Annotated in this window: 10 protein-coding genes; 7 read left to right on the forward strand and 3 right to left on the reverse strand. The window is 69.3% G+C overall.

The window, feature by feature from the left end; translation table 11 throughout:
• Window positions 1-77: 77 nt before the first annotated feature.
• From AC3A84_RS11445 to AC3A84_RS11475, 7 genes are all read left to right on the forward strand, one after another.
• Window positions 78-1,358 (forward strand): TolC family protein, encoded by a 1,281-nt coding sequence (locus AC3A84_RS11445; RefSeq protein WP_487969748.1) that lies wholly within the window; start codon window positions 78-80, stop codon window positions 1,356-1,358.
• On the forward strand, window positions 1,355-2,650 hold the full coding sequence (locus AC3A84_RS11450) for an efflux RND transporter periplasmic adaptor subunit (RefSeq protein ID WP_487969749.1): 1,296 nt from the start codon (window positions 1,355-1,357) through the stop codon (window positions 2,648-2,650). The genes AC3A84_RS11445 and AC3A84_RS11450 overlap by 4 nt, the downstream gene beginning before the upstream one ends.
• Window positions 2,651-2,658: 8 nt before the next feature.
• A complete protein-coding gene (locus AC3A84_RS11455; RefSeq protein WP_487969750.1) occupies window positions 2,659-5,826 on the forward strand; it encodes a CusA/CzcA family heavy metal efflux RND transporter in 3,168 nt (1,055 codons plus the stop codon).
• A gap of 117 nt (window positions 5,827-5,943) precedes the next feature.
• A complete protein-coding gene (locus AC3A84_RS11460) occupies window positions 5,944-6,636 on the forward strand; it encodes a heavy metal response regulator transcription factor (protein ID WP_487969751.1) in 693 nt (230 codons plus the stop codon).
• A complete protein-coding gene (locus AC3A84_RS11465; protein ID WP_487970063.1) occupies window positions 6,636-8,015 on the forward strand; it encodes a heavy metal sensor histidine kinase in 1,380 nt (459 codons plus the stop codon). Before AC3A84_RS11460 ends, AC3A84_RS11465 begins: the two co-directional genes overlap by 1 nt.
• A gap of 217 nt (window positions 8,016-8,232) precedes the next feature.
• A complete protein-coding gene (locus AC3A84_RS11470; RefSeq protein ID WP_487969752.1) occupies window positions 8,233-8,871 on the forward strand; it encodes an MBL fold metallo-hydrolase in 639 nt (212 codons plus the stop codon).
• Window positions 8,872-9,060: 189 nt separating this feature from the next.
• On the forward strand, window positions 9,061-10,578 hold the full coding sequence (locus tag AC3A84_RS11475; protein ID WP_487969753.1) for an SLC13 family permease: 1,518 nt from the start codon (window positions 9,061-9,063) through the stop codon (window positions 10,576-10,578).
• A 22-nt stretch (window positions 10,579-10,600) separates the two neighbouring features.
• Here AC3A84_RS11475 and AC3A84_RS11480 read toward each other — a convergent pair whose 3' ends face one another.
• The 3 genes from AC3A84_RS11480 to AC3A84_RS11490 all read right to left on the reverse strand — a co-directional run bounded on the left by AC3A84_RS11480 (window position 10,601) and on the right by AC3A84_RS11490 (window position 13,360).
• Complete coding sequence (locus AC3A84_RS11480) at window positions 10,601-11,488, reverse strand: M48 family metallopeptidase (RefSeq protein WP_487969754.1); 888 nt, start codon at window positions 11,486-11,488, stop codon at window positions 10,601-10,603.
• A gap of 54 nt (window positions 11,489-11,542) precedes the next feature.
• Window positions 11,543-12,412, reverse strand: a complete 870-nt coding sequence (locus AC3A84_RS11485; protein WP_487970065.1) for a DMT family transporter — start codon at window positions 12,410-12,412, stop codon at window positions 11,543-11,545.
• A gap of 123 nt (window positions 12,413-12,535) precedes the next feature.
• Window positions 12,536-13,360, reverse strand: coding sequence for a helix-turn-helix domain-containing protein (locus AC3A84_RS11490; protein ID WP_487969755.1), 825 nt, complete (start codon window positions 13,358-13,360; stop codon window positions 12,536-12,538).
• Window positions 13,361-13,406: the final 46 nt, after the last annotated feature.

A 13,406-nucleotide genomic window follows, 5' to 3' on the forward strand; every position in this document is an offset into this window, starting at 1 on the left:
GCCGGTCCGCCGAAGTTCCCTTGACTTCGGAGATCCAGGTGTTTCATTCACGACCCTTTCCGGGCAGCGCCGGCGCCTTGGCGCTGGCTGGCCTGCTCATTCTCGGAGCCCCGGCCCATGCGCAGGACACCGCTGCTGCGTCCGCCGGGGCACAGGCCGAACCCGCGCCTGCGCCATTGACACTCGCTGAGGCGGTGGCCCTGGCACTGTCCAGGAACCCCGCCATCTCCCTCGCGCAACGCGAGTTCGAAGCGACGGGCGGCAGCGCGCTGCAGGCATCACTGCGGCCCAACCCGGAGCTGTCGATACAGCAAGAAGACTTCACGCGGGGAAGGCAGACCTCCACCGTGCAGCTGACGCAGACGCTGGACCTCGGGGGCCAGCGCGCTGCCCGCGTGACGCTCGCGCAGCGGGTGCGCGAACAGGCGGCAGCCGACATCGATCTGGCACGGGCAGACGTGCGCTTCCAAGCGGTGGTGGCCTTCCATGAGGTGCTGGTGGCGCAGGAGCGTCTGCACCTGGCCCAGTCTTCGCTGGCGCTTGCCCGCGGGGATGCCGAAGCGACGGCCCGGCGGGTTCGCGCGGGAAAGCTGGCGCCCCTGGAAGCAACCCGCGCCATGGTGGCGCAGGCCGCAGCGCAGGCGGCGCTGACCCAGGCCGAGGGCCATCTGCGCGCAGCCCGGCAGAAGCTCTTCGCGCTCTGGGGCGACACGCATCCGCGCGCCACGCCGGTCATCGGCAGCCTGGACCTGCCAAGCGACGGTCTGACCGATGCGGTGGTGGTCGCACGGATGGCGGCGTCACCCGTGCTCCGGCGCGCCCGGCTTGAGCTCGAGCGCGCCCAGGCCGCCGCGGAGCTGGAGCGTAGGCGCCGCGTGGCCGATGTCACGGTGTCCGTGGGCGCGAAACGCAGCCAGGAAAGCGGTATCACCGCGGCAGTCGTGGGGCTGAGCGTCCCGCTCCCGCTATTCGATCGGAATCAGGGCCACCTGGAGGAAGCGCTCCGCCGCGAGGAGAAGGCCCGCGAGGCGCTGGCGGCCACGGAACTTCGGCTGAACGCCGACATGGCGCAGGCACGCGAGCAGCTGCGCTCCGCCCGCACCGAGGCCCAGACCTTGCAGCGCGATGCGATCCCTGGCGCGCGCGATGCCCACCGCGCCGCGTCGAAGGGTTTCCAGCTCGGCAAGTTCAGCTATCTGGAAGCGCTGGATGCCCAGCGCACCCTGGTTTCCACCCAAACGGAGTACCTGCGGGCCTTGCTCGACACGTTCCGCGCCGCCGCAGAGCTGGAACGCCTGCTCAGCATCGCCGAGGCGGCCCCCCCCCTGCTCAACCCCAGCCCAACCTCGCTTCCATGAAAAACATCTTCCCTACCGGCCCTGACCGGATCCGGCTGCGGCACACCCTTCTCATCATCGGCATTCTCGTGGCGGCGATCGTCGCCGGCATGCTCATCCTGCGCGACCCGAGGCCGCAAGGCGAAGCCCGGGCCGACGAACACGGGCACGAGGAAAACACAGGCGCGAAGGAACAGACCTCCGGCCACGCTGGTGAGGCCGCGCGTTCCGGGGCGTCCGGCCATGGACAAGAGGGCGAGGCGGATCACGGCGAGGAAGAAGGCATCGTCGCCTTCACGGAAGAGCAGTTACGCAACGCCGGCGTGGTGATCGAACGAAGCGGGCCAGGCGATATCGCGAGCCGCGTACAGCTGCCCGGCGAAATCCGCTTCAACGAAGACCGCACCGCACATATCGTCCCTCGCGTTGCCGGGGTGGTCGAGAGCGTGCATGCCGACCTGGGCCAGCAGGTGAAGAAGGGGCAGCTGCTGGCCGTCATCTCCAGCCCGGGGCTCTCGGAGCAACGCAGCGAGCTGATGGCCGCGCAAAGGCGCCTGGCTCTGGCGAAGACGACAGCCGAACGGGAACGCCGGCTCTTCGAGGACAAGATCTCCGCACAGCAGGACTTCCTGCAGGCAGAGCAAGTCCAGCGCGAGGCCGAGATCGCCGTGGCCAATGCCAGCCAGAAGCTCAAGGCACTCGGGGCAGCCCCGGGCGGCCCCGCCAGCGATCTCGCGCGGTATGCGCTACGGGCCCCATTCGACGGCCTGGTGGTCGAGAAGCACATCGCTCTGGGCGAGTCGGTCAAAGACGACGCCAACGTCTTCACCGTCTCGGACCTGACGACGGTCTGGGCGCAGATGAATGTCACGGCGTCGCAGTTGCCCCTCGTGCGGATCGGCGAGCCTGCCCTCGTCAAGGCTACGGGCTTTCAACGCGAAGCCTCGGGCAAGGTGTCGTACGTCGGCGCACTCCTGGGCGATCAGACGCGCGCAGCGACGGCTCGGGTGACGCTGCCGAACCCGGAGATGGCCTGGCGTCCCGGGCTGTTCGTGACGGTGGAGCTGATCCACGGGCAGGACAGGCCCGCGATCACCGTGGCCGCCGACGCCATCCAGATGGTGGAGAGCCGGCCGACCGTCTATGTGAAGGTGGCCGGCGGCTTTGCCCCCAGGGTCGTGAAGATCGGCCGCTCCGACGGGCAGCGCACCGAGATCCTGGAAGGGCTGGAGGCCGGCACGGAATACGCCGGCCAGGGGAGCTTCGCCGTGAAGGCGCAGCAGGGCAAGGGCTCTTCGGGCCACGAGCACTGAGGCCCGCCATGTTCGAACGGATCATCCATTTTTCCATCGCCCACCGCTGGCTCGTGATGCTGGCCGTCGCAGGCATGGCCGCGCTGGGCATCTACAACTACCAGCGCCTGCCGATCGATGCGGTACCGGACATCACCAACGTCCAGGTACAGGTCAACACCGCGGCGCAGGGCTATTCGCCCCTGGAAACCGAGCAGCGCATCACCTATCCGATCGAGACGGTAATGGCCGGCCTGCCGGGGCTGAAGCAAACCCGCTCCCTGTCACGCTACGGGCTGTCACAGGTCACGGTGATCTTCGAAGACGGTGTGGACATCTACTTTGCGCGCCAGCTGGTGAATGAGCGCATCCAGGCCGCCCGCGAACAGCTGCCCGATGGAACGAACCCCGTGATCGGGCCGATTTCGACCGGACTGGGAGAAATCTACCTGTGGACCGTCGAAGCGCGGGAAGACGCGCGCAGGCCCGACGGCCAGCCGTACACGCCGGCCGACTTACGGGAGATTCAGGACTGGATCATCAAGCCCCAGCTGCGCAACGTGAAAGGCGTGACGGAGATCAACAGCATCGGCGGCTTCTCGAAGGAATACCAGGTGGCGCCGAACCCGGAGAAGCTCCACTCGCACGGACTCACCCTGGCCGACGTGGTCAGCGCGCTGGAGCGCAACAACGAGAACGTCGGCGCCGGCTATATCGAGCGCCGCGGCGAGCAGTACCTGATCCGCGCTCCCGGCCAGGTCCGCTCGATGGAGGACGTGGGCAACATCGTGGTCAGCACCGCGGCCGGGCTGCCCATCCGCATACGTGATGTCGCAGACGTGCTGCTGGGCCGGGAACTGCGCACCGGCGCCGCCACGGAAAACGGCAAGGAAGTCGTGCTCGGCACCGTCTTCATGCTGATCGGGGAGAACAGCCGCACGGTGTCGCAGGCCGTGGACCGCAAGATGCTGGAGATCAACCGCACCCTGCCGGCGGGGGTGCAGGCCGTCACGGTCTACGACCGGACGGTGCTGGTGGACAAGGCGATCGCGACGGTGAAGAAGAACCTGCTCGAGGGCGCGATCCTCGTGATCGCTGTGCTCTTCGCGTTCCTCGGCAACCTGCGCGCTGCGCTGATCACGGCCATGATCATTCCGCTGGCCATGCTGTTCACCTTCACCGGCATGGTGTCGCAGAAGATCAGCGCGAATCTGATGAGCCTGGGAGCGCTCGACTTCGGCATCATCGTGGACGGCGCCGTGGTGATCGTCGAGAACTGCATCCGCCGCCTGGCGCAGGCGCAGCATGCCGCAGGGCGCGCGCTTTCGCTGAAGGAGCGCTTTTCTGAGGTCTTCGAGGCGGCACGCGAGGCGCGACGCCCTCTGGTCTTCGGCCAGCTCATCATCATGGTGGTGTATCTGCCGATCTTCGCCCTCACCGGGGTCGAGGGCCGGATGTTCCACCCGATGGCGTTCACCGTGGTGATTGCGCTGCTGGGCGCCATGATCCTGTCGGTGACCTTCGTTCCCGCAGCCGTCGCGCTCTTCATCGGCCGGCACGTCGCGGAGAGCGAAAACAGGCTGATGTCCTGGCTGCGCCAGCGCTACGAGCCGCTGCTGGAGCGCGTACTGAGCGCCAAGGCGGTGATGTTGACGGCAGCCCTGGTCGCGGTCGTGCTGTCGGGCCTCATGGCAACCCGCCTGGGCACGGAGTTCGCCCCCAGCCTCAGCGAAGGTGACCTAGCCATTCAGGCCATCCGCATTCCGGGCACCAGCCTGAGCGAATCGGTCGCTATGCAGCAGAAGCTAGAAGCCGCCATCAAGGCGAAGTTTCCCGAGGTGCAGCGTGTATTTGCACGCACCGGTACGGCGGAGATCGCCTCCGATCCGATGCCACCCAACATCTCCGACGGCTACATCATGCTCAGGCCGGTCGACGAATGGCCGCAGCCTCGCAAGACGCCAGCGCAGCTGCTGGAAGCGATCCAGGAAGAGGCCGAGAAGATCTCGGGCAACAGCTACGAGTTCTCCCAGCCCATCCAGCTGCGGTTCAACGAGCTGATCTCCGGCATCCGCAGCGACGTGGCGGTCAAGATCTTCGGCGACGACATGGAAGTGCTGAACAAGGCCGCGGCGGCAGCCGCCGTTGTGCTGCGCAGGCTGGATGGCGCCTCCGAGGTCAAGGTCGAGCAGACCACCGGGCTGCCGGTGCTGACCGTGGCCATCGACCGGGCAGCGGCCGCGCGCTACGGACTCAACATGGCGGACGTGCAGAACACCGTGGCCACGGCCGTGGGGGGGCGGCGCGCAGGCACGATGTACGAGGGCGACCGGCGCTTCGACATCCTGGTGCGGCTTCCCGAAAACATCCGCACCGATCTCGATGCGATTCGCCGGCTGCCCATCGCATTGCCGCGCACCGGCAACGCGGCGCCCTCGTTCATTCCCTTGGGCGAGATCGCTTCGCTCGACGTGTCGCCGGGCCCGAACCAGGTCAGCCGGGAAAACGGCAAGCGCCGGATCGTGGTCAGCGCCAATGTGCGGGGGCGGGATCTGGGCTCGTTCGTCGCCGAGGCGCAGACGGCCATCCAGCAGGTCCCGCTGCCCGCGGGCTACTGGATGGAATGGGGCGGGCAGTTCGAGAACCTGCAGTCCGCTGCGAACCGACTGAAGATCGTCGTGCCGCTGTCGCTGGGGCTGGTGTTCGTACTGCTGTTCGCCATGTTCGGCAACGCCAAGGACGGACTGCTGGTATTCACCGGCATCCCGTTCGCGCTCACCGGCGGGGTCCTGGCGCTGTGGTTGCGCGATATCCCGCTGTCCATCTCCGCCGGTATCGGCTTCATCGCACTGTCGGGCGTGGCAGTGCTCAACGGCCTGGTGATGCTGAGCTTCATCCGGCAGCTGCGAGACGAGGGGATGCCGCTCGCGCAAGCCGTGCGCGCCGGTGCAGTGCAGCGCCTGCGTCCGGTGCTCATGACGGCCCTGGTCGCATCGCTGGGCTTCATCCCCATGGCACTGGCCACGGGAACCGGCTCGGAAGTCCAGCGCCCGCTGGCCACGGTGGTGATCGGCGGCATTCTCTCGTCGACCGTGCTGACCCTGCTGATGCTGCCCCTGCTCTACAGCATCGCACACCGCCGGGCCGATACGCACAGGGAACATCCGTTGCCGCGACGGAGCGCCCCGCATGATTGAAGAGCGACTGCGCTGCGGCCCGGCCGCCGCGCACCGCGCGTCCACTACCATCCCCCCGCTATGGACCGGCCCGGTGGCCCGCCCACACGCACCCTTTGGATGACGACGGTGACCCCCATGAAACTGCTGCTGATCGAAGACGAGACGAAGCTCTCCGAGTACCTGAAGAAAGGGCTGGGCGAGGAAGGCTTTGTCGTGGACACGGCCTTGAACGGCGTCGACGGGCTTCACATGGCGTCGACGAACCCCTACGACCTCATCGTTCTGGACGGGAACCTGCCCGGCATCGATGGCCTGGCCGTACTCACCGCTCTGCGCCAAAGCAGGCAGACCCCCGTGCTCATGCTCACGGCCCGCGTGCAGGTGGAAGACCGGGTGAGAGGACTGCAGAGCGGTGCGGACGACTACGTCCTCAAGCCGTTCGCATTCTCAGAACTCGTGGCCCGCATCCATGTCCTGCTGCGCCGGGCCAACGGGAGCCGCACCGGCGGCGGCGGCGAGGCCACCGTGCTGCGGCTCGGCGACCTCGAGCTGGACCTGATCCGGCGCAGGGCCGTGCGCGCGAGCCAGCGGCTGGACCTGACCGCCAAGGAATTCAACCTGCTGAGCCTGCTGCTGCGGCGCCAGGGCGAAGTGCTGTCGCGCACCGAACTGGCCGAACAGGTGTGGGACATGAACTTCGACAGCGACACCAACGTCGTGGAGGTCGCCATCCGCCGGCTGCGCACCAAGCTGGACCAGCCGTTCCCGCTGCCGCTGCTGCACACCGTCCGGGGCATGGGCTACGTGCTGGAGCAGCGGGCGACATGATGCCCACCTGGTTGTCCCCGAACAGCCTGCGCGGGCGGCTTTCCAGGGGGCTGGCCCTTCAGGCCATCCTGGGCCTGGGCTTCTCATGCGCCGCCGTCTACATCGTGATCGCATGGACCCTGTCCTCCCGGCAGGACGACGTACTCGCGCAGAAGCAGGCCGCCATCCAGCACCTGCTGCAGGAGGGGCGCGGCGCGCATGACCGGCAGTCCGTGCAGCACCTGCTCAACGACTTTCTGGCCGGCCATAGCGAACTGTCCCTTCGCATGGTGGATGGCGCCGGCCAGGTGGTCCACGAAGGCCCGCCACGGGGCCAGCAGTCCGGCGGGGCCGCCAAGCGCGTGGACTTCGAGGTGTCCATGCCGGACGCTGCGGGCGACGATGCGCGGGCCACGCTGACGCTCGACACGCGAAGCGATGACGAACTGCTGGGCCGGTTGGGCTGGACCCTGGCGCTCGCTGCCCTGCTCGGCGCCGGCGCCATCGCGGCAGGCGGGGTCTGGCTGGTGGGGCGCGGGCTGGCGCCGCTGGACCAGCTGGTGGAGCAAACCCGGCAGGTCAGCGCCCTGCGCCTGGACCGCCGGCTGGACGGCAGCGGACAGGCACAGGAACTGCAGCCGCTGATCGCCCAGTTCAATGTCCTGCTGGGCGAGCTGGCCACGGCTTACCGGCAGATGGAGTCGTTCAACGCCGATGTCGCGCACGAACTGAACACCCCCCTGGCCACGCTCATCAGCAGCTGCGAACTGGCGCTGCGGCGTCCGCGCGGCAGGGAAGAGCTGTGCGAGATCCTGTCGTCCAATCTCGAGGAACTGCACCGCATGGCCGGCATCGTGGGCGACATGCTGTTTCTCTCGAATGCCGAGCGCGGCGTGCCGGCCCGCCGGACGGAGCAGGCCAGCCTGGCACGGCTCGCGCAGGAGGTCGTCGAGTTCCACGAGGCCGCTTTGCTCGAAGCCGGGCTCACCGCCGCAGTCGAGGGCGACGCCGCCGCGTGCGTCGATGCCCCGCTGCTGCGGCGTGCGCTCTCCAACCTGCTGGGCAACGCGACGCGCTACGGCTGGCCGGCCTCGGCGGCGACGGTCCAGATCCGGCCACAGGCGGACGGCTCGGTGGAACTGGCTGTGCAGAACGCTGGCGACGCCATAGGCGCCGAGCACCTGCCCCGGCTGTTCGACCGCTTCTACCGCGCCGATCCGGCACGCGCCGATGCGGACCGCAATCACGGACTGGGCCTGTCCATCGTCGCCGCCATCGCGCGCATGCACGGAGGTGCCGCCTTCGCGGAGTCCGGTGCAGGCATCACCCGCGTGGGACTGCGCCTGCCGGCTGCGCCGTACAACGGCCACCATGGGCCGTGCCACGCCGCACGCCAATAGGCGCGTTGACTGTGCAGACGTCAGCCGCACCGCTGAACCGCCCTGCGGCGTCGGACTCCCAGCGAACGGCCCTGACTGGCGGGCGCGGCCCCGCATTCGCAGCCGCGACCGCGAAGCCGGATGCCCCGCCGCCCCCGGCGTGGGATGACACCGCGCAACGTGGCCCCGCAAGCGCCCCGGTCGCCTGGGCCGCCGCTTTGCGCGCCACAATCCGCCCATGCTCCACTACCACACCATTCCCGTCACCGCCTTCCAGCAAAACTGCTCGCTGCTGTGGTGCGACGCCACCCGCGACGCCGCACTGATCGACCCGGGCGGCGACCTGGACCGCCTGCTGGCCGCCGTGGCGGAGCGCGGACTCCAGCTCACTCAGATCTGGCTCACGCATGCCCACATCGACCACGCGGGCGGCGCGGGCGAGCTGGCCGACGAGCACGGCCTGCCGATCACCGGACCGCACCCGGGCGACCAGTTCTGGATCGACGGGCTGCCACAACAGAGCGCGATGTTCGGCTTTCCGCCCGCGCGCGCCTTCACGCCGACCCGCTGGCTGCACGACGGCGACACGGTGCAGATCGGCGAGGAGACGCTGCACGTGCGCCACTGCCCCGGCCACACGCCCGGCCACGTGGTGTTCCACGCGCCGCAGATCGAGCGCTGCTTCGTGGGCGACGTGCTGTTCGCCGGCAGCATCGGCCGCACGGACTTTCCACAGGGCAACCATCAGCAGCTCATCGACAGCATCGTGCAGCGCCTCTGGCCCATGGGCGACCAGACGGTCTTCATCCCCGGCCACGGTCCGGAAAGCAGCTTCGGGCGCGAGCGGCACAACAACCCTTACGTCGGCGGCACCTGACGGACGCGGCGCAGGAGCCCGGGGCCGGCGGGGCTCGTGGGGCGACCATCGACGCGGCCTTGATGGCGATCAACCCGTAAGGACGGCGGTGCGCGCATCCTCACGGACAGGTCCAATGGTGCCGCGCAATCGGTAGTTTCCCGATCCATGGCGGGCCACGGACTTCACCGTGAAAGAAAAGCCTTCGCCATGACGACAACGCCCGTCCCCTCACCCGCTCCCGCAGCGCCGATCACGTCGCAGCCGGAGCCCGACTCCCGCCGCAAGCTCGGCTATCTGCTGCTGGCTCTGGGCCTCTACGCCCTGGTACTGGCCCTGCCCGCCCCGGCGGGCCTGTCTCCTTCGGGCCAGGTCGCCCTCGGGCTGCTGGTGCTGGTCGTCACGCTATGGATCAGCGAATGCGTCTCGCCCGCCAACAGCGCGGTGCTGCTCACCGGCATGGCGGTCGTCGGCCTGATGGGCAAGCCGCTCACGCCGGGCGCCAAGCCCATGGGCTCGTCCGATGCGCTCACCGTGATGCTGGGCGGTTTTTCATCGACGGCCGTGCTGCTGGTGGCCGCCGCACTGTTCCTGGCCGTGGCGCTCAAGCACACGGGGCTGGACCGCCGCGTGGCGCTGCTGGTGATGAGCCGGGTTGGCATCTCGCCCGCACGGCTCACACTCGGAGCGATGCTGGTGGGCTTCGTGCTGGCGCTGTTCATTCCCTCGGCCACGGCGCGCGTGGGAGCGGTGATCCCGATCATGGTGGGCATCACCGCCGCCCTCGGCCTGCCGGTGGGCAGCAGCCTGGGCGCCGCGCTGATGATCGTCACCGCCCAGGCCTGTTCGATCTTCAACATCGCGGTGAAGACCGGCGCCGCGCAGAACCTCATCAGCCTGAACTTCATGCAGGGCGCCTTCGGGCACGGCGTGACCTGGGGGCAGTGGTTCCTGGCCGCCCTGCCCTTCACCGTGGGCATGTCCGTGGTGCTGTTCTTCACCTCGCTCTGGCTGCTGCGCCCGCAGGTGCCGGACGCCGCCAACGCCGCCGGCAGCCTGCGCGATCAGCTGCGCGCCCTCGGGCCCGTCAGCGGCCCGGAAAAGCGCCTGATCGCCGTGGCGCTGCTGCTGCTCGTGCTCTGGTCCACAGAAGGCACGCTGCACCCGTTCGACACGACCACCACCACCCAGCTGGGCATCGCGCTGCTGCTGATGCCGCGCATTGGCGTGATGCACTGGGCGCAGGCCGAAAAGCTCGTGCCCTGGGGAACGGTGGTGCTGTTCGCCGCCTCGATCTCGCTGGGCACGCTGCTGCAGCGCACCGGCGCGGCCGGCTGGCTGGCCCAGCAGACGCTGGGTCAGCTGGGGCTCGCCGGTCTGCCGGTGGTGGCCGTGATCGGCGCGTTGGCCGTCTTCAGCATCGTGCTGCACCTGGGCTTCGCCTCGGCCACGGGGCTGGCCAGCACGCTCATTCCGATCTTCATCGCCTTCACGCAGACGCTGCCGGTGTCGAAGGAAACGGCCTTCGGCATCGTCTTCGTGCAGAGTTTCGTGGTGTCTTTCGGCTTCATCCTGCCCACGAACGCACCGCAGAACATGCTGTGCTACGGCACGGGCGCGTTCGGCACATTGCAGTTCGCCAAGGTCGGGGTGGTGGTGACGCTGGCCGGCCTCGCGCTGATCCTGCTGCTGTCGGTCACCCTGTGGCCGTGGATGGGCGTACTCTGAGGCCGCTGAGGAAAGCGTTGCGTCAACCGCGCCGGGCCGCCTGGTAGAGCCCTTCGACGCGCGGCACGTTGGCTTCCAGCTGGCGGATGCGGTCGGGCCCGCTCGGATGGGTGGAAAGAAAGGCCAGGCCGCCCTGGTTCTTGGTGGCCTCACCCATCTTGCGCCACAGGCTTACCGAGGCGTCGGGGTCGAAGCCGCCGCGCGCGGCCAGCTCCAGGCCCACCAGGTCGGCCTCGGTCTCATCGCTGCGGCTGAACTTGAGCGACAGCAGCTGCGTGCCCAGGTTGGCCGCCACGTTGCCCAGATCGCCCAGGCCCAGCAGTTGCGCGCCCAGCGAGAGGCCCATGCTGGTGGCCTGCGTCTTGGCCAGCCGGGCACGGGCGTGCTCGCGCAGCGCGTGCGCCATTTCGTGGCCCATGACCATGGCGGCCTCGTCGTCGGTGAGCTTGAGCTGGTCGAGGATGCCGGTGTAGAAGGCGATCTTGCCGCCCGGCATGCAGAAGGCGTTGATCTGCTTGCTGCCGATCAGGTTGACCTGCCAGCGCCATTCGCTGGCGCGGCGGTTCCATTGCGGAGTGAAGGGAATCAGCCGCTGCGAGATGCCGCGCAGCTTCTGCAGCTGCGGGTGCCCGTCAGGCGAGAGCGCGCGCTTGGCGCGGGCCTGCTCCAGCAGCTGGCCGTATTGCTGCGTGGCGGCCTGCTCCAGCCCCTCGGCTGGCACCAGCTGGCGCATGGCCGAGGCCGAACCCACATCCACCTGCGCCAGCGCCGGCCCGGCCAGTGCAGCGCCCGCCGCCAGCAGGAAGCCGCGCCGCGCATTCCAGGCGCCGTGGCCCTGGCGCAGGGCGCACAGGCGGCAGCCGGCCCCAGGGTGGGAATCAGGGGAAGCGATAGGGAAGTCGTCTTGCATGGCGCGCAAGTTTAGGGAGAACTCGGCCGCCGCGATGTAAGCAACTTTCTTCTGTCACGAACGTGCCACGCGCAGTTCGGCCCACACCACCAGCAGCAGACCCGACAGCACCGCCACGAGACCGCCCACCGACAGCAGGGTGGCCGGCTCGCCCACCACCACGACCGCCAGCACGAAGGCGGTCACGGGCTCGGCCAGCGCCAGGGTGACGCCGGTGGCCCCCGAGATATGGCGCAGCGCGCTGGTGAAGAGCAGATAGGCCAGGCCCGTAGCCACCAGTCCCAGGTAGGCCACCGTGGCCCAGGTGCCCGCCGTGAGCGAGGGCGTTCCGGCCAGGCCCCATGCCACCGGCAGCGACAGGAAGGCCGCTGTGCCGAAGACGGCCAAATTGACCGTGGGCGCTGGCGCGTTCTGCACCAGCGGCTTGTTGAGCAGCGTGTAGGCCGAGTAACTCAGCCCCGCCAGCAGGCACAACGCGATGCCCAGCGCCTGTGCGCCGCGCTGGCCGGCGCTGCCGGCACCGCCCTCCAGCGCCATCGCCACGCCGCCGGCCACACCCAGCAGCGTGCCGACCCACCACACGGGCGCGGGCATCCGGCGCTGCAGCGCGGTCTGCAGCACCCCCGCCCAGATAGGTCCGCTCCCGATGGCCAGCGCCGTGCCCAGCGCCACGCCGCTGATCTTGATGCCCGCGAAGAAGCTGAGGTTGTAGACGGCCACGCACGCGCCGGCCAGCAGCACCTTGGGCCCAGCCAGCCGGCCCCTCGGGCCGCCGCGCTGTCGCAGAACGCCTGCCAGCACGGCGAAGAAGGCCGTCGCCACGCCCAGCCGCAGCGCGCCCACCCAGTAAGGCGACAGGCCCGCAGGGGCCAGGCTTTGCACCGTGCCGGTGGTGCCCCAGAGCATCGCCGCCAGCAGCACCATGCAGATGCCCCGCGCGCCATGGGAGGACGCGGCCGGGAAAGCGGGGGAAGAAGGAGAGGAAGAGACTTCAGACATGGCGCCCGAGCGTGCCACGGCTCGGGCGCAGGCACTATCGCGCAACGATCAAGGTGCGTGGCTACCGCAGCTTTCACTGCCTGCAGGCCGCGCGCGCCCGCGCAGCTCGCGGGCGCTGGTGCCGCGCTCGCGCCGCAAGGCCGCCGCCAGAGCCGGGCCGGTCGCATAGCCGCAGGCCAGGGCCACGCGCTCCAGCGGCTGGCCGGCGGCCAACTGCCGCTGCGCCGCATCCAGCCGCATGCCACGCAGCCAGGCCTGTGGAGTAGCGCCGCAGAGTTCGGTCCAACGGGTGTGAAAGCGCGGCACGCTCATGTGGCAGAGCGCTGCCATGCGGGCGGTAGGCCAGTCCTCGTGCAGCGCGCCGCGCACGGCCTGCTCCAGCCGCGCGGTTTCCAGGTTGCGCCGGGCCAGCAGGCGCGGCGCCTGCAGCAGCCCAGCCAGTTGCTGCGGCAGGCCCGCACTCCCCAGCCCCGCCTCCTGCGCGGGCCAGGCCTGGGCCACGCCCTCAGGCCAGTGGGCGGCGGCTGCGACCGACTCTCCGGCATCGGTCCAGCCGGTGGCCGCGGAGTCGATCCAGCGGCGCGCCTGGGGCGGCACGGCGAAGCGGCGCACTCGCTCGGTGCCAGCGCCCTCGGGCAGGTCGAGCACGCAAAAGCGCGCCCCGGGCAGCGCGGAAAAGCCATGCCGCACGCCGGCCGGCACGACGATGCCGCTCGCCCGGTCCACCCACAAGGCGCGGCCCGCGACTTCCAGTTCCATGCGGCCGGCCAGCGCGTACACGACCTGCGCATGCGCATGGGCATGCACCGCATATTCACCGCTGTAGGCGCGCACTGAGCAGGCCGCCCGGCTGAAGGAAAAGGATGGCGTCACGGCATCATGGTAGCGAAGGGTGTGTAGGACTACCGCTAAACCTGTG

The sequence above is a fragment of the Paracidovorax sp. genome (assembly GCF_057642795.1).